Annotated in this window: 12 protein-coding genes and 2 pseudogenes; 8 read left to right on the forward strand and 6 right to left on the reverse strand. The window is 61.3% G+C overall.

The annotated features are described in order from the left end of the window. Positions 1-8: 8 nt before the first annotated feature. Positions 9-353, reverse strand: a complete 345-nt coding sequence (gene yajC / locus GGQ63_RS18525) for a preprotein translocase subunit YajC (protein ID WP_183858098.1) — start codon at positions 351-353, stop codon at positions 9-11. 191 nt (positions 354-544) lie between these two features. Here yajC and GGQ63_RS18530 point away from each other — a divergent pair, with 191 nt between their 5' ends. Next, a complete protein-coding gene (locus tag GGQ63_RS18530; RefSeq protein WP_183858099.1) occupies positions 545-1,426 on the forward strand; it encodes an ATP-binding protein in 882 nt (293 codons plus the stop codon). 235 nt (positions 1,427-1,661) lie between these two features. Here the strand turns inward: GGQ63_RS18530 and GGQ63_RS18535 are convergent. Next, positions 1,662-1,845: pseudogene (locus tag GGQ63_RS18535) on the reverse strand (IS630 family transposase); the annotation flags it as partial. A 474-nt stretch (positions 1,846-2,319) separates the two neighbouring features. On the opposite strand from GGQ63_RS18535, the gene GGQ63_RS18540 reads away from it, so the two are divergent. Beyond that, positions 2,320-3,109, forward strand: a protein-coding gene (locus GGQ63_RS18540) for an IS5 family transposase (protein ID WP_425502093.1) whose coding sequence is annotated in 2 segments (ribosomal slippage) — positions 2,320-2,645 and positions 2,644-3,109 — 792 coding nt in all. Because the reading frame shifts where the segments join, the coding sequence is not laid out codon by codon here. A 593-nt stretch (positions 3,110-3,702) separates the two neighbouring features. Further along, positions 3,703-4,270 (forward strand): annotated as a pseudogene (locus GGQ63_RS18545) (type II toxin-antitoxin system HipA family toxin); the annotation flags it as partial. A 370-nt stretch (positions 4,271-4,640) separates the two neighbouring features. Here GGQ63_RS18545 and GGQ63_RS18550 read toward each other — a convergent pair. The 4 genes from GGQ63_RS18550 to GGQ63_RS18565 form a co-directional block, all read right to left on the reverse strand. Continuing rightward, complete coding sequence (locus GGQ63_RS18550; protein WP_183858100.1) at positions 4,641-6,215, reverse strand: Hsp70 family protein; 1,575 nt, start codon at positions 6,213-6,215, stop codon at positions 4,641-4,643. Further along, positions 6,212-7,237, reverse strand: a complete 1,026-nt coding sequence (locus GGQ63_RS18555) for a hypothetical protein (protein ID WP_183858101.1) — start codon at positions 7,235-7,237, stop codon at positions 6,212-6,214. The genes GGQ63_RS18550 and GGQ63_RS18555 overlap by 4 nt, the downstream gene beginning before the upstream one ends. Further along, positions 7,234-8,382 carry a hypothetical protein gene (locus tag GGQ63_RS18560; RefSeq protein WP_183858102.1) on the reverse strand — a complete coding sequence of 383 codons (1,149 nt, stop codon included), beginning with the start codon at positions 8,380-8,382 and terminating at the stop codon, positions 7,234-7,236. The genes GGQ63_RS18555 and GGQ63_RS18560 overlap by 4 nt, the downstream gene beginning before the upstream one ends. 131 nt (positions 8,383-8,513) lie before the next feature. Beyond that, a complete protein-coding gene (locus tag GGQ63_RS18565) occupies positions 8,514-9,107 on the reverse strand; it encodes a DUF6088 family protein (RefSeq protein ID WP_183858103.1) in 594 nt (197 codons plus the stop codon). A 194-nt stretch (positions 9,108-9,301) separates the two neighbouring features. Here GGQ63_RS18565 and GGQ63_RS18570 point away from each other — a divergent pair, with 194 nt between their 5' ends. From GGQ63_RS18570 to GGQ63_RS18590, 5 genes are all read left to right on the forward strand, one after another. Beyond that, a complete protein-coding gene (locus GGQ63_RS18570) occupies positions 9,302-9,865 on the forward strand; it encodes a hypothetical protein (RefSeq protein ID WP_246429871.1) in 564 nt (187 codons plus the stop codon). After that, complete coding sequence (locus GGQ63_RS18575) at positions 9,865-10,215, forward strand: hypothetical protein (RefSeq protein WP_183858104.1); 351 nt, start codon at positions 9,865-9,867, stop codon at positions 10,213-10,215. Before GGQ63_RS18570 ends, GGQ63_RS18575 begins: the two co-directional genes overlap by 1 nt. After that, positions 10,212-11,483, forward strand: coding sequence for a DUF4417 domain-containing protein (locus tag GGQ63_RS18580; RefSeq protein ID WP_246429872.1), 1,272 nt, complete (start codon positions 10,212-10,214; stop codon positions 11,481-11,483). Before GGQ63_RS18575 ends, GGQ63_RS18580 begins: the two co-directional genes overlap by 4 nt. 844 nt (positions 11,484-12,327) lie before the next feature. Continuing rightward, positions 12,328-14,166 carry an SIR2 family NAD-dependent protein deacylase gene (locus tag GGQ63_RS18585; protein WP_183858105.1) on the forward strand — a complete coding sequence of 613 codons (1,839 nt, stop codon included), beginning with the start codon at positions 12,328-12,330 and terminating at the stop codon, positions 14,164-14,166. After that, the gene (locus GGQ63_RS18590) at positions 14,163-15,593 is read left to right on the forward strand and encodes an argonaute/piwi family protein (protein WP_210308580.1); all 1,431 of its coding nucleotides are present in this window, start codon (positions 14,163-14,165) and stop codon (positions 15,591-15,593) included. Before GGQ63_RS18585 ends, GGQ63_RS18590 begins: the two co-directional genes overlap by 4 nt. Positions 15,594-16,020: the final 427 nt, after the last annotated feature.

The raw sequence follows: 16,020 nt of genomic DNA on the forward strand, positions 1-16,020 counted from the left end.
TTCGGTTGTTACTCGCCGTCCTTGACCGGCTCGCCCTTCGCGCGCACCTCGGCAATGGCACTGCGGGTGACCCGGACGCGCACGCCCTCGGCGATCTCGAGCTGCAGTTCGCCGTCGTCGACGACCTTCGCGACCTTTCCGATCAGGCCGCCATTCATGACGATCGTGTCGCCGCGGCGCACGTTCTTGATCATCTCCTGATGCTGCTTCACCCGGGTGCGCTGCGGCCGGATGATCAGGAAATACATGATCACGAAGATGAGGACGAAGGGCAGGAACTGGATCAGCAGTCCCTCGGTGCCCATAGCCGGCGCGGCTGTCGTGGTCTGGGCGAGAGCGTCGGTGATGAACATGGAGGGAGACTCGCGAGTTGGCGGGCGTTGAAAGTCCGGCAGGGCAAAGCCGATCGTATTGCCCCGATGCGGCGCTCACATGGGTATCGAAAGCGGCGCGGACTATAGCGATGCGGCCCTTCTTTGCAAATCCCGGCGGCCCCGTGCTACCGCTCGCCGCGCCCGCCTTCCTCTGAGCGACTGCCGGACCCATGACTGAACCCGACTGGAAGCTGATCGCCGATCGTCTCGACCGGCTCGCCGCGCTGATCGAGCGGGCGGTGCCCCCGCCCCGCCCCGTCTCCGACATCGAGGCGGCCGATGCCTTCGTCTGGCAGGCGGAGCGTGGCTTCCTGCAGCCGGTTCCGAGGGTAAACCGGGTCGAGATGGTGCTCCTCAAGGGCATCGACCGGGTGCGCGACATCCTCGCCGAGAACACCGAGCGCTTCGCCCGCGGCCTGCCGGCGAACAATGTGCTGCTCTGGGGCGCCCGCGGCATGGGCAAGAGCTCGCTCGTCAAGGCCTCGCACGCGGCGATCAACGCGGCGCTCGCCGCCGAGGGCAGGCCGGCGATGAAGCTCGTCGAGATCCACCGCGAGGACATCTCCACCCTGCCCGAGCTGATGGCGCTGCTGCGCGCCGTCGACCGCCGCTTCATTCTCTTCTGCGACGATCTCTCCTTCGACGCCGACGACACCGACTATAAATCGCTGAAGGCCGCGCTCGACGGCGGCGTCGAGGGCCGGCCGGACAATGTCGTCTTCTACGCGACGTCGAACCGGCGCCATCTCCTGCCGCGCGACATGATGGAGAACGAGCGCTCGACCGCGATCAACCCGAGCGAAGCGGTCGAGGAAAAGGTCTCGCTGTCGGATCGTTTCGGTCTGTGGCTCGGCTTCCACAAATGCAGCCAGGACGATTATCTCGCCATGGTGCGGGGCTATGTCGCCCATTTCGCGCTGCCGATCGAGGACGAGCGCCTGGTCGCCGAATCGCTCGAATGGTCGACCACACGCGGCGCCCGCTCCGGCCGCGTCGCCTGGCAGTATGTGAACGATCTCGCCGGCCGCCTCGGGGTACCGCTGTCGGCGTGAAGCCCCCCGACAAGGCCCTCACCCCGGCCCTCTCCCCACTCGGTTCGGCTGTTGCCGGGCCGAGCGCGGAAAAGGCGAAGTCGGCAGCAGCCGACTTCGCTTGCGGGAGAGGGGGAGGCGCTGTCAGCGCTGACATCTGCTCCACGACCGGCCCGAGCATCGCCGGCGACGCTGGATGACGCTTCGAATGCGCAAGGCGATCGGGGATCTCTTCCTTGGCCCCTACGCATGTTGAGTCTGGTTCACACCCAGCGGCTCTGAAGCAGGTTTGCGCACTCAGCTGGCGTGAAGCGGTCGAGGACGGCGCCGACGGCGTCCCAGAGGGCGGGAATGGTTCGTTCGACTTTGGCGCGCAGCATCGCCTTGAGTTTGGAGAAGGTGTTCTCGATCGGATTGAAGCCCGGGCTGTATCGCGGCAGGGAAATTCCTCCAATTATATGATCGCAGGATATCCAATTATTAATGATCTATAGAAATGTGAATCGCGCTAAACTTTAATAGAAGTTCGGAATCTCACTAAATAATCAGATATTATAAGCCTCCGATCCATTTTGTTTTATCTCTATGAGAAGTGTTATCTTAATAAAAAGTCCAGGATTGCGGCTCCGCGACTGCGCTGTAATTAGACGACGCCCTCCGTCAGCAAAGGCAAAGCGGCCCCCTTCGGATAATATCCTCCTTATCATCAGCAACGAGCGGCGCGGTGATGTCAAATTGCTCCCTCATGATCGCCTCATTTATAAATCCCTCGTCAGAAATTGACTTAAACTTATCCCAGTTTCGCTCCTGTATTGCAGAGATAATGCTCTCAAGACGCTTAGGCCGCGTTGACAAAGGCGCTTCCCCAATCGTTTCCGCTCTGATTCAAGGTTGCTCTTTGCGGGAGAGCGGTTTTGGTTCGCGGGCGGGTGACAGATGAGGAGTGGGCGTTCTTCGCGCCGTTTCTGGTGCGCGTGGGGCCGCGGAGCGATCATCGCCTGATCCTCGACGCGATCTTCTGGATCGCCCGGATGGGTGCGCTGTGGCGTGACCTCGACGCCGGCTTCCCCAAATGGACGAGGGTCTACCGCCAGTTCGGGCGCTGGACCCTGGCAGGGGTCTGGGATGTGATCCTGGACGCGCTCAACGAGAGCGGCGAAGGCCAGGACAGCGTCCAGATGATCGACAGCACCATCGTTCGCGCCCACCAACATTCGGCGGGCGCGAAAAAGGGGATTCGTTTCAAGCCCTTCGCACCACGATATCGGCCGTTCTCGTGGTGGCCTCACGACCAAGATCCACCTCCGTGCCAACGGCTTCGGCCTGCCCGTCGCCCTCGTCCTGACCCCCGGCGAGGCCTCCGACGCCAAGGGCTACAAGCCGGTCACGGATGAAGGTGGCCCGGCCCCGAGGGTCCTGATCGCCGACAAGGGCTACGACAGCGACGCCATCCGCGAGGACCTCAGAGCGCGAGGCGCCGAGCCGGTCATCCCGATGAAGCGCAATCGCCTCGTCCAAGTCCCGCAAGTCCCGGTCGACGGCTTCGTCTACGCTCTGCGCAATCGCATCGAGCGTTGCTTCAACCGCCTCAAAAACGCCCGCCGCGTCGCCACCCGCTACGACAAGACCTCGGAAAGCCATCTTGGCTTCGCCCTGATTGGCGCAATCCGGATCTGGATCAGGAACTTTGTCAACAAGGCCTAGACTTTTCAGATATTTATGGCCAATCAGATATTTATGGCCAAGAACTATACCGTCAGCAGATCTCTTAGCCATGACGGTATAGCGAAATCCCTGATCGAACCAGTTTCCCCATGCCGTCCGCTATACCGTCAAATCGGAGCAATGCCCCTCGATAGACGGCGATAGGCAATGCTAATTTTATCGTTGTTTTTCAGTCAGTTATATCGCACCGTGGCGTACAATCGGATACTGCCGAAGGGGTAAAAATCATTCCCACTCGATGCTCTCAATGCATCGTAACGCGCTGATTTATAAGCGCAAAATACTTCTTCTGACGGTCAAAGCCCGACCGTCGAGCCGTCAAAATTTTTCGCTTATGATTTCAAAGGAAAATTCGCGCGTTTCGAATTCAACGCGGTTTCGAAGACTATCGCCAGCGATTGGTCGATTTCTTCTCCGACGGCCTCAAACACCGCGAATCCAGAGCGCGTAAAAAAGACCGTCATTGGCTTCCTACCACACGAGCGGGTTTCTTTCCAGCCATCGACCTCGTGTGGAACTCAGTCGCCGGCCGTCCGAAGAGAGCGGCATGCTTCGGACAGACCCCTTGAGGGCTTCTCAATGTCGCCCGCAAGGCGGTCCTGCTGTCGCGTCGCTTCGACCACACCGGCGCGATCCGCATCCCGATCTTGTCGGCGATGGCGATGATGGGCGCCAAGGACGGCGAACGCGGCAGCTACCCGGAGATCGTCGACTCTCTCGCTCACATGGAGCGCAGGCAAAGACCGATGCTCACGCTCTCTATCGGCGCGTGGTCTTCAACGTGCTGATCTCAATGTCGACGACCATCTGCGCAACCACGGCTTTCTCTGGCTGGGAAAGGCGGGATGGTCGCGGTCCCTGGTTTACGACCTCAACCCCGTGCCGGCCGATCTCAAGGCACGGGTGTTGACGACGAACATCGATCTCGACGAAGGGACCTGCTCGCTCGACCTGCTGGAAGCCGCGTCTGGCATCTTCGGCCTCATGCTGGTGCAGGCCCGTGCGATCGTCAAGGAGGTCGCGACCGTGACCACGACCTGGCGCGACACCGCGAAGGCAGTGGGCGCCCGGTCGGCGGAGATCAACCGCATGGCCAGCGCCTTCGAGCACGACGATTTCAGGCAGGCGTTGGCTTTGTGAAAGACCGTCAGCACCACAAATTGATCTGATGGTCTTTTTGTTTCGATCAGCGCCATCAACTCAGTGCTTCACGTAACGCCACACGCGCCCCTGCAACCAGCGACCGGTCCCTCAGCCTTTATCTGGGAGATCCGCCGCTTGCAGCGCGCGCATGGAACGTAGAAATTCCTTTCTTCCTGTTGTCTTCTGGTTGCCGCATTGCTCCTCGTATCAAAGTAACTGGAGCGCCATTTCGCGATCAGGTCACCTGGTACGTACCTCCAAGCCTCCCCATTTGAGCTAGCTCGCTCGTCATATCGGGCGACATTGGTTCGTTGGAACAGATTGCTGGTTGGGAGCGCTTGTACCTCCCCAGCCGAACCAGATGTAGTTACAGTTTCTTCCCCGTCTGTGTGACCACGGGGAGGAGAAAGCGAGGCGAGTGAAAGGCCGAACTCGAGGTCATGAAATTCTTCGCTCGCGCTGGCTCCTCGCCCGGTGGATCGAAGCGTGACGCGCGCGACATAGTCATGATCGATCTGCAAATGGCATTCGATCCGCTCAAGGAGTGGCTCTGCATTTGCATCAACCTCGACCTTGGCGACACAAAGGGTCCGCCGTGGTGCGCTCGGCGACTCCTTCCCGAGTTTTGCCGGCTTTGCCACTTCGACGACCGCAACCCCTTCTCGCGGATCAACGCAGAAAAGCGCGTGTTGGCCACGTTCTGGGTTTCGTTCTCGATCGGCAATGTCCAGCCAGCATCGACGAGCGAATGATAAGCTCCTCGCCCCGACGTATCTGCTACCAAAATCTCGATGGGCTTCGAGAGCGTCAGACGAAGTCCATCGTTGGCAATCCAAGCAGCTCCTTCGGCGATAATTCGGTCGCCGTTATCGAGTTTTGGGACCCTTCCGACAAACCGTTCTGTCAGGCCATTACGAATGGCAGGCATGTTGACCATCCCGCCGGTAGCAAGACAGAGTTCGATGTCCTGGTAGGAAAATTGTGCCTGTTCCAGAATTTCGTCGATTCTTGCCAAACCCCTCGCAACGATGCTGGCGCTCAGCCCGTCTAGCTCCGCGCGAGTAACTGTGCCCAGGAGATTCTTGCCGGGGCCGTCCGTCTTAAGATAGTTCCGGACAATTACGTCCTCGCTGTCGGTTTTTGGATCCGACAAGTGAATCTTGAGGACTTCACACTGGTGCAATAGCTTTGCAGCCATGCCTGGTTGTTCAAGTGTCGTGATATCCTCAATGCCGTGCGCGGTCGCATGTTTGGCCCTCAGGTGGTTTCGGAGGCGTTCGTCGAACCTGTCACCGCCAACCTCGTTGTCGCCGAGGTTGGCCACCTGCATGATGGCTCCACCTTGAATTCGGCAGAGTGTCAGATCCAGGGTGCCTCCGCCCCAGTCAAAAACCAGTACTGACCGTCCTTCCAGACGAGCAAGCTCTCGGCCAAGTTCAGCCTTGGACCGGAGGTAGGCGTAAAGCGCGGCAACGGGTTCATGCACGAACTGCACGACCCCGATGCCGGCTTTTCCAGCAGCTTCTCGGAGCGCACGTCTCTCCGGGCCACCAAAGTCGACAGGAATGGTAAAAACAGCGCGTGCCAGGTTCTTGCCGGGAGCCCCTCCCCTAGCGATCGCGGCATCGCCCTTCAGATGCTTCAGAACCTCAGCGACCGCATCGGTCGGCTCAATCGGCCGGCCGTCCACAAAAACGGGGCCATCGCGCCGCAATGACATTTTCGGTGAACGAACAAACCCCGGCGGTGCACCTGTTTCGGTCAGGTCCATGTTCTGCCTGGCTTCCCGGCCGACCACGATGTCTCCACCCCGATACCAGATTACCGAGGGGTGGGGGCGCTGACTGACCTGGTCCACTAGGGATAAAGTTCTACCTCCGACAGTAACGGCGGCCAGACTGTTGGTGGTTCCAAAATCGATGCCGAAGGCAACGTCCGTCACGCCTTTGCCTCTTCAATGGTAGAAAGAGCTGCTTTGATGCGCCTCAGCGCAAGGCCGGGAGCGGGGGGATCGATCTCCAAAGCGTCAACTGCGTCCTGCAGAAGGGGGCCGATTCGTTCGCCGAGCAGCACCCTTTGCTCGGCCTTGGTTTCGGAGAGATCGTGGCCCCAGTGTTGGCGTTCAGCGGCAAGCGTTGCTTCCGCTTCCACCAGCTTGGAGTTTTGTTGCGCCAACTCATTTTGCGTCTCCGTAAGTTTCGCCTGGAGACGGTCAAGCGTCGCACGCGTGTCGGCAAGCCGGTCGCGCAATCCTGCCGATATTTGGCGCTCCTGGTCTCTCTCCCGCTCAGCGACCTTGACCATGTCGTGCGCGAGTCCTGCCACAGCAATCGCTAGGCGAAACTCCGAGGCCTTGCCCTTTTGGATCGCACGGCTTGCCAGGCGCGATGCGCTCTTGCTTTCGGGGAACAGAATTGGAAGCAGGCCTTCAGCAATCTGCCATGGTTGAAGGGTTCTCTTCTCGATCAGCCAACTCAACCCGATCCGAAGCCAGTTTTCCGCGCCTCTCCTCTTCTCCTTGTCTTCCGTTTGAAGATCTTTCGAGAGCCCTTTTGTTAGCGACTTGAAGATCTCCTGCTTATCGAACTCTTGGGGATCGAAGAACTCTCCCAACTTTGTTGCCAGCCGCTTTTGAGCTGCCCCCAAAATCCAGGCGTCAACCGCCTCAGGAAGCGACGCTTGGGACATGAGATTCCAGAGGCGTTCGCCATCAGGATCCATTTCTTCCATAAGCTTTTCGGCGTCTGCCTGATCGGCAACGGTAAAGCGCTTCACGTCGTGATTACGGATAACCTTGAAAAAGGCAGACGCACTTGCTTTCGGCTGTTCGAAGAATCCCGAAATCGCCGGGCGAATTTCGATCTCTGCTGATGGCTCTCCTACGCCATCGCTCCTTCTATTCTCTAGCGCCCGGTGTTCGGAGCGCCCGGACGGTGGCGTATGGTTCTCTTTATCGTCGGTCACTTTGCAACATTCTCCAAGTATGGCTCCGCCCAGCGGTTAAACGGGTACACAGCGGCAATCTGCGTCAGTGGCTCGATCGCGCTCCCTGTTGAACCTGTTCGCCAGGCGGCGGCAGCCCAAATTGCGAGCGCTTTTTGGTGATCGGTGGCATCCAACACGTCGGAACTCGCGATTTCGCGACATTCATCGTCGAGGATGGGACTCCACCGCGACTGTGTGGACAATCGAGCGGCCAGATCCAATATGCGAGCCGTTCCGTGATCGATCGGGCAGATTGGTCGGCGCTTGGCCGTAACATCCGACGATGGCATCCTCGCCCGACCTGGATCGCTCAGCAACAGTCTCGCAAGATCGAGCTCCCAATACCCTGTCGAACTCCCTGCGTCCGAGAAGTCGTTCATCGCAAATCGAACAATGCCAGCTATCAGCCGTGCAAGGGGGCGATCGAAGTCGGCGAGCACCTGCAGAGCCGAGCCATAGAGTTCGCGGTAGCGTGCCAGCGGAGTCGTCAGGTTCTCAGAGGTCGGTCGCTCCTTGATCAAAACGCCGAGGCAGTAATATCCCAGCCCGGCAGCATACTCCTTGCCTGGCCCCTGTGTTCGCTGATCCGCCAAGAACCGGCTTATGGTGTCCCGGGTGATCGAAGATGAGACGAGTATTTCGGCAAACGCATCTTCAACACGCCGAAGCTCATGGGTATCGGCTATCCGGAACGATATTGTATAGTGAGTTGAAACAGGTTCGGCATTGACCTGCGACTCGTTAAGGAGAACGAGCTTCATCTCGCCTTGCTTCGTATCCGCGAGCTTCTTTGGGACGGCATCCGGTAGGCATCGCTGAGGATCGCCGCCGTCAATGCCGATTCGAACTGCGGTCGCGTTGGCGACCACGATCGCTGACCGACCCACTGGAACTCGGACTACCGCGCGGCCTGTGGGTTCCGTTCCGCCCAAAAACATAACGGGGCGTTCAACCCGATGCGTCTTGTAGACGTGATCGTAAAGCTCCCGTTGAACGGAAAAGACCGAAATGCAGAAAGGACAACGAAAGGTTGGCTTCGCAGGCGGACCGGGCTCCGGCGTGCGCTCGGTTCCTTCGTAGAAGGCCTCAAGCGCATCCTCACGTATCCAGCCTACCGTGGGCATCTCAGTTCCCCCCAGAACTCCGTTCCACCGTAGACCACCCACACATCCTTTTCGAGGAGGTGGCGGGACGTCCGGAACGGGTCAGGCGCGACCCCGAGAGCGTCGCGGCGATACTCGGCCGCCAGAAGGTCTCAGCCATGAGCCGCCTTGCTCACGCTCTGCGCGAGCCATGTTGGGAGCTGTGGCGCCGCAGCCACCAACTCGCCAAAGGCGGCTGGCGGCATCCTCCGCTTCAGCGTCTCCAGCGCCTCCCCGGCCTTCTCGGGACCAAGCCAAGCCAGAGCCCGAACCGCTTCTCCCGCCGGCCGGTTGGCTAGCGTTAATTGCCAGCGCGGCGCGTGCCGCAGCTCAACCACCTGCTTGCCAAGGCTCATCGTCCGGCTGCGGCCGGAGGTCAGATAGACCGATCGGGCGGGCACCTGTGTCGTCAAGCCAAGCGCGTTAGCTGCGGCCGCGCCGTTCGGGACAATGACTTCACCGCGTTGGCTGGCGAGCGCCTCGACCGCCTGTTCAACAGAGGGTGCCCTCGTGCCGAACCGGCTTTTGATGGGACGCAGATAAACGCCGCGACCAGCCCGGATCAGTCGGCCTCGCTCGGTCAGACGCGATAAAGCCTGATCCACTGCGGCGCGATTACCAAGGTGAAGCAAACCCTTCGCTGCGACCGGCGTACCTTCCGGCAGCCCTTCCACATGCGCAAGTATCTGTTCTGTTAACCATTGCATGCCCACTCTCCTGTTAGAAATGTATGACGATTTCTGACACCCTTCAAGAATGCTTGTGGCCCGCGACGGTCTCATCACCGTGCAAACGGTCCCTGCGCCCGGCGAGCTGGGGAAAACAGGGTCGCATTTCCGGATACCCTTGACGGCGACCGATTCGTTCACCATCTTCACTTGATCGACGTGAGGATAGTGAATTGCTTCATAGGCTGATCGAGCATAGTGGCGGCCAAACCGTTCTTTCGGGCGCCATTCCCGGACGCAAAGTGCTGAGCGCGCTGATCGCGGCGACGCCCTCGATGGAGGCGCCTGCGCCCGCTTTCCTCGACTTCGACGGCATCGAGGTGGCTACTGCGTCATTCCTGCGCGAGGCAGTGATCGGCTTCCGCGATTACGCCCGGCAGTCATTGCCCAACGTCTATCCCGTCGTCGCAAATACAGTCCCTGCCGTCGCCGAAGAGCTGGACTTCTTCGTCCGGGCGCGCGGCGACGTCATTTGGAGCTGCGACCTCGATGCAAAGAACCAGGTCGTCGGGGCTCGGCTGATCGGCGATCTCGATCCTGCTCAACGATCAACTTTCAATGCGGTGATCGAACTCGGCGCGATCACCGCCCCCGAGCTCGCCGCCCGTTTCGCCGACCAGGGAATCGGGCCGACCGCCTGGAATAACCGGTTGTCGGCGCTAGCGACCAAGGGCCTGCTGGTCGAACGCAAGCAGGGCAAGTCCAAGTCGTTCAGTCCGCTTCTGGAGATCGCCTGATGGGCCTTGATTATATCCGCTCCCAGACCGGCAAGCCTTGGCGCAAGCGCTGGGACGGTGGACTCGACCGCCTGAAAGCGCCAAGCCTGCTCGACCTCAATATGTCCGAGACTGCGCGCACCGTCACCGCCGAGTTGAATGCGGGCTGCCACGTCAAGGCGGGCGATACGCTGATCGTTCAGAGCGGCGGTGACGGCTTCACCATCAGCGATGGGCTGCGTGCGATCGGCCGCGTCGCCAATCCTTCGCCGGAGTTGACCGCCGCCGTCCGCGACGGCGGCGGCTATGCCGAGGGCGTGCTCCAACGCGTCGGCCTGTTCGGTGACACCGCGGAGATCAGCGTCAAATGAACCGCCGGCCACCCCACGAGCCTTCGCGCCATTTTTCTCAGCCGAACAAGCTGTGGGACGATGCCATGCGCCATGCGCCGTCGTTGGGCTGTCCGACCTGTCTCGAGCGCGATCGCTGCGGCGGCGTCCACACCGACGCGGGCATCTTCGACTGCGGAGACCTCTGCACCTGCAAAGACAAAAGCAAGTGCGACATGGTCTGCCGGTTCAAGCCGAGCCACTTCGTCGCCCGCATGCGCGAGGTCGGCGGTCTCGGCTTTGAGAACGCGCCGCGCGTGGCGGCGACCGGCGTTCCGGACCTACCGACCATCGCGCCTTTCGTCGATCATCGCTACGGCCGCGCCGCTACACTCCATGAACCGGTGGTCGCGATTTCGCTCTACGAACTCATCAACCTCGCGACGGGCAAGCCGCACGTCACGTCGCGCGTCGAGTTAGCGGCTCGGTTCCTCATCCCCGAAGGCGCGGTGATCATCGTCACCGGCGTCGACAAGGATGGCCCAATTGAACGCTGGTGGGAGTTGAAGGACCGCGCCGCGATCCTCGCTGCTTTGAAGGCGCTCGGCGTCAAGCTGATCACGACCCCCAACTACAGCGTGCTGACCGACGTGCCGCGCACCGACAACCTTCATTCGATGAAGCGCATCCTGCTGGCCTGGACCGAGATGGCGGCAGCGGGCCTGCCGGCTGCCTTGCATGTCAACGGCCGCACCCAGCATGACTATTCTCGGTGGGCCGAGCTCATCGCCGACCGCCCGGAAATCGAGATCCTCGCCTTCGAATTTGCCACCGGATGCGGCCGCGGGGAACGTATCGACTGGCACGTTGCCGAACTCTGCGCGCTTGCCGATCGCGTTGGCCGTCCCCTCGCGCTCGTGATCAGGGGCGGCGGCCGCAAACTCGCTGAGCTGCGGCGCCATTTCGCGCAGGTGAGCTTGATCGAGACCGAAGCCTTTTCGCGGACCATTCGACGGCGGCGTGCGCATCTGACCGAATCCGGGCGCGTCAAATGGACGAAATATCCCACGCCGAAGGGCGCGCCGATCGATGACCTCCTGGCCCACAATATCGCTCTGGTTCGCGCCTCGTATGAGACCTCGGCAAAGCCCCCTCTACGGCTGAGGCCGCCGACCCGGCGCCTGCGGCGCGCAGCGCACCGAGATGGTGAGCCCGTCCAGCCAGGCCTTCTGCGCCAGCTCCACCTGTCCGGTGAGACTCGGGGCGTCGCCCCAGAGCCGCAGGGCGTGGTCGCCGCTACGAAACCTTAGCTCGGCGGCGTCATGGGCGAGTGCGCGAAACAATTGACCGATGCCGTAGCCGTGACCGGTGCTTCGCGCGTGCCGCGACGCACCGTCGGACGCGGCCACCCGCAGCGCCGCCCCGGAGTCAGCGAGGCCGGCGAAATCGGGATTCTCGCGCAGGCTGGCCAGCACGCCACGACCCGCGTCGGCAACAACAAACTCGAAGGCGCCATCGCTCGCGGCATAGGCGACGAGGCCGCTCTCCGGCCGCCCGCTGTGCTCGAAGATGTTGTCCTGCAATTCGCCGAGCGCACCCATCAGCCCCGCGGCCAGTCCCCTAGAGAGACCCGCTGCAACGGCCGCATTCTCGGCATGTTTAGCCCACTGATCCCAAACCAACCCCCCGGATCCGCGGTCGTCGGCGTCAAAGCGCGACAATGGAAACGCGCCCGCGCGGTCACGGGCGCCCGCGCCACTTATTGCGCCGTCACCCAGCGCGCCCACAATCTGGCGAAACACGGGCGCCTCGACCACTATGGCGGGATAGGCATCGGGCAGCGCGGCTGCCGCCATAGCCAACTCGACCAGCGGCCCGATCCTGCCCGATCGGCCAAGCGTCACGGGTCCGAGTCTTGGCAGCCGCCCAGCGACGGCTTGCCAAAGCAGATCATCGGCTGCCTCGAAATCCGCGGCGACCTGTATTGGCGCGCCTCTATTCAAACCTTCCCCCACCCCGCCAGCCGGCGCACGGGCATAGCTATACTACCACCTCTTCTAACACAGCGGCGTACAACAACTCAGCCCTTGGTTGCGATTTTGCCCATATACGTCTCGAAAGAAACGGCGATTCGAGCGTGGTGATCGGGAGGAGATGATCATCAGTCTCGATCCTTCCAGTGACGCACGTGCACTGCCGTCTTCCACGGCGCAGGCCAGGCGCGACCTCGCAACTGACATGCGGGCAATTCAACCGCTCGACGCACCCGCATTCCTGCGCCTGTTTCAACTTCGTGGCGCTCAAATCATGTGGTTCTTGGGAGCAGGCGCATCGCGCTCGGCAGGCATCAAGACGGCCGGCGATATGATCTGGGATTTCAAGCAGCGCCTTTACCGCTCGCAGAAGAAACTGCCGCCGTCGGCCATCACCGATATCGGCGAGCCAGCAGTTCAGCGAAAGCTCCAAGCCCATTTCGACGGGCTGGGCGGATTTCCACCTGCGGGCTCGGAAACGGAATATTCAGCCTACTTCGAGGCGACCTATCACGCGCCGCGCGATCGGCGCGCGTATCTTGACGAACTCATAGCGCGCGGCAAACCGTCGTTCGGCCATCATGCTCTGGCGCTGCTCATGGCTGAAGATCTCTGCCGAATCGTTTGGACCACCAATTTCGACCGCACGATCGAAGACGCTGCCGCCGAGCGTTTCGCCGGCACCGGGCGTTTGGTGATCGCCGATCTCAAGGAACCAGAGAAAATCCGTCGAGCCGTCGATGAGAACCGCTGGCCAGTCTACGGCAAGCTTCACGGCGACTATCATTCGGACGCGTTGAAAAACACTGATGCTGAACTCCGTCAGCAGGATGCGGAAATGCGGCGCAGTCTGGTCGACGCCTGCCGCCGGGCCGGCCTCGCCGTAATCGGCTACAGCGGCCGCGATGCCTCGATCATGGCGGTGCTCGCGGAAGCGCTCGACGAAGGCCGCGGGTTCCCTGGAGGTCTCTTCTGGTTCAAGCGCAGCCAAGATGCGCCGTATCCAGCCGTGACGGAGCTGATCGCACGAGCGCGAGCGCTCGGCATCGACGCGCACCTCGTCGAGTCCGAATCTTTCGACGAGCTTTTTTCGGACCTCCTGCGTTTTTTGCCGCAAACCGCCGACAAGCTAACTGGACTTGGCGGCGCCGCCCGGCCTCGCCTCTCAACCGCAAAGCCTCGGCCAATCGGAGGCGCGGTGCCGGCCATCCGAACGAACGCCCTGGCCGTCACATCACGGCCAGCTCTCTGCAGGATCGTTGATTGCAAGATCGGCGGCGACGAGGAGATCGAGGAAGCGATCGCCAAAGCTGGCGTCGATATCATCGCGCATCGCATTCGAGACGGCGTCCTCGCATTCGGTCGTGACACCCACGTTCGCAAGGTCTTCGAACCTTATGAAATCAAGGCGTTCGACCAACATCCGCTGTCTTCCCGGCGCCTTGTCAAGGAAGGCGGTGAGCGCGCGCTGGTCCGCGACGCACTGTTCCGCGCCATCGCAACCCGGCCTGGCCTTGCTCATGAGCGTCGGCGCAGTCGGGTCCGGCTAGTGCCACTTCCGGGGGCCGTTCCGGCGTCAGTCTTCAACAACGACAAGGCGAAGCCAGTCGACCGGGTCAGCGGCATGGTGCCGCAAACCAATATAGGTTGGAGCGAAGCCTGCGGCCTGCGGGTGGATTACCGCCTCGACCAACTGTGGCTTCTCATCGAGCCCACGCTGAGCGTCGCGCTCGATGACGAGACACCTGATAACGTCGTCGAATTAACGCGGGAATTTGTCCGCGAACGCCGGGCGCGCCGGCACAATCGCCTCGCCAACGCAATGCTTGACGGATGGATCAGCCTCATCGTCGGGCGCGAACCAAGCGTGCGTCTCAGGACCTTCAACATCGCAGACGGCATCGACGCCGAATTCGAAATCCTGCGGACGTCTGCTTTCAGCGGGATCGCCAAGCCATGAACGCCGTTGTGCAGCCGTTTCGCCTTCCCGGCCACATTGTGCTGCCCGAGCCCCAACTTCGCTTCGGGTCGGACAACGCTCATGATGTCGACATCCACCCTATGCAGGGGTTGATCCGGTTTGGGCCCTATAGCCAGGGAAAGCTCTCGCCCGTCGCAAACCCGATCCGGATCGGCATCATCGTTCCGGCGGACCTTGAGGATGCGCTGGTCCGCCAGATGCGCGAACTGGACCAGTCGCATGAGCCGCGCGAGCGGAAGCAATATCTTCCGCCCTTCCCTGGCTTCGAGAAGGTGTTCGGCGTTCGTCTGTCACGTGGAGGTTCCGCGAGCCGCATTGTTCTCTCTCAAGACCTGGATCGCCAGATCGAAACGGCTGCTGCGCCGCACGTCGTTTTGGCTGACGCACTGACGCGCGCGCTCTTCGCGCTCCGGAACGCACGCGACAGCTTCGACGTGGTAGTCATTCTACTCAAGGAAAGCTGGTCACCGGCCTTTCGCGGTCCGACTGGCGAGGACTTCGACCTTCATGACTACGTGAAGGCTTATGCTGCATCCGAAGGGATCTGCGTCCAATTTCTGCGCGAGGACAGCGCATTGAACTATCGCTGTCGCTGCAGCGTCGCCTGGCGACTCGGCATCGCGCTCTACACAAAGGCCGGCGGAACGCCTTGGGTCCTCGCCAACGTCGAGCCTGGCACGGCCTTTATCGGCATCGACTACGCGCTGCGCACCGGCGACGATACCGCCCAACGCTTCGCGATCTGCTGCAGTCAAGTCTTCGACGCCGAAGGATCAGGCCTCGAATTCGTCGCCTATGAGGCCGACGGCGTTCAGATGTTCGGCAAGAACCCGTATCTCCGCCGCGATCAGATGTTGAAGGTGATGGCGCGCAGCCTCGCCATCTATCAGCGGAAGCATTCCGGTGATCCGCCGCGGCGCGTGGTTGTGCACAAGAACACCGAATTTCGTGCGGACGAGATTGAGGGGGTTTTCGACGCGCTGCCGAACGCCAACTCGATCGAGCTTGTCCATGTACAGCAGAGCTGCGGTTGGCGCGGCGTGCTAATCGCCGGGCCGCAGCAACCACACGGATATCCCTGTCGCCGTGGCTCGACCTTTCAGCTCGGCGCCAATGAAGCCCTGCTATGGACGCAGGGAAATCTACCCGCTGTCGCCAGCGGGAAGGATTATTTCAAAGAAGGAAAAGGCACGCCCGAACCTCTATTGCTGGTCCGCCATGCCGGTCTTGGCAGCATCGACGATCTTTGCCGCGAAACCCTCGCGCTTACAAAGATGGATTGGAACAATGATGGCCCGTACGACCGACTGCCAGTGACGCTGAATTTCGCGGGCACGCTCGCAACCATCGTCAAGCGGATGCCCAAACTACACCCGCAATCCTACCCGGTGCGGCTTTTCATGTAGCCGGGCTTCTGGCGGCTCGCGGGAAGAGCCCACCCGTTCGGCTAGATTGAACAAGCGCCCTTATCGAGCAGACCGTCCAGAAAGCCCTCCCGCGAGCCGATTGGCCCCACGCCGTCGGGAGGACAAACCCCTCGACGACTTGGCGGGCCAACGCCCGCGCCGTTACCCGCTCTTTCGTCGAAAGCCATCATGGCGCGCCCATGCAGGAATGCGCTCCGCACGTCGAAAAGTTGCTCATACTGGGTCGGCGAAGCGTCGATCGCCCAACAAGCCAGCTACCCGCCCCGCATTCTGTTCGTGGCGCGCATCCCTTTGCCGCCGGGCGTGCGGCGGCGGCTGCCGGTCCGCACGAACTTTCGCACTCGGTTACTTAATAAGGGCGGCCGGTCCGTGCGCAGTCTGAATGCGCAGCAGTCTTTTCGGTCGC

Source organism: Prosthecomicrobium pneumaticum (assembly GCF_014199915.1).
Taxonomy (GTDB): Bacteria; Pseudomonadota; Alphaproteobacteria; order Rhizobiales; family Kaistiaceae; genus Prosthecomicrobium; species Prosthecomicrobium pneumaticum.

What these genes read in the sequence shown, in the direction of transcription:
- yajC (WP_183858098.1), bottom strand. Translation starts at nt 353, where the DNA reads ATGTTCATCACCGACGCTCTCGCCCAGACCACGACAGCCGCGCCGGCT.
- GGQ63_RS18530 (WP_183858099.1), top strand. Translation starts at nt 545, where the DNA reads ATGACTGAACCCGACTGGAAGCTGATCGCCGATCGTCTCGACCGGCTC.
- GGQ63_RS18560 (WP_183858102.1), bottom strand. Translation starts at nt 8,382, where the DNA reads ATGCCCACGGTAGGCTGGATACGTGAGGATGCGCTTGAGGCCTTCTAC.
- GGQ63_RS18565 (WP_183858103.1), bottom strand. Translation starts at nt 9,107, where the DNA reads ATGCAATGGTTAACAGAACAGATACTTGCGCATGTGGAAGGGCTGCCG.
- GGQ63_RS18575 (WP_183858104.1), top strand. Translation starts at nt 9,865, where the DNA reads ATGGGCCTTGATTATATCCGCTCCCAGACCGGCAAGCCTTGGCGCAAG.
- GGQ63_RS18580 (WP_246429872.1), top strand. Translation starts at nt 10,212, where the DNA reads ATGAACCGCCGGCCACCCCACGAGCCTTCGCGCCATTTTTCTCAGCCG.
- GGQ63_RS18585 (WP_183858105.1), top strand. Translation starts at nt 12,328, where the DNA reads ATGATCATCAGTCTCGATCCTTCCAGTGACGCACGTGCACTGCCGTCT.
- GGQ63_RS18590 (WP_210308580.1), top strand. Translation starts at nt 14,163, where the DNA reads ATGAACGCCGTTGTGCAGCCGTTTCGCCTTCCCGGCCACATTGTGCTG.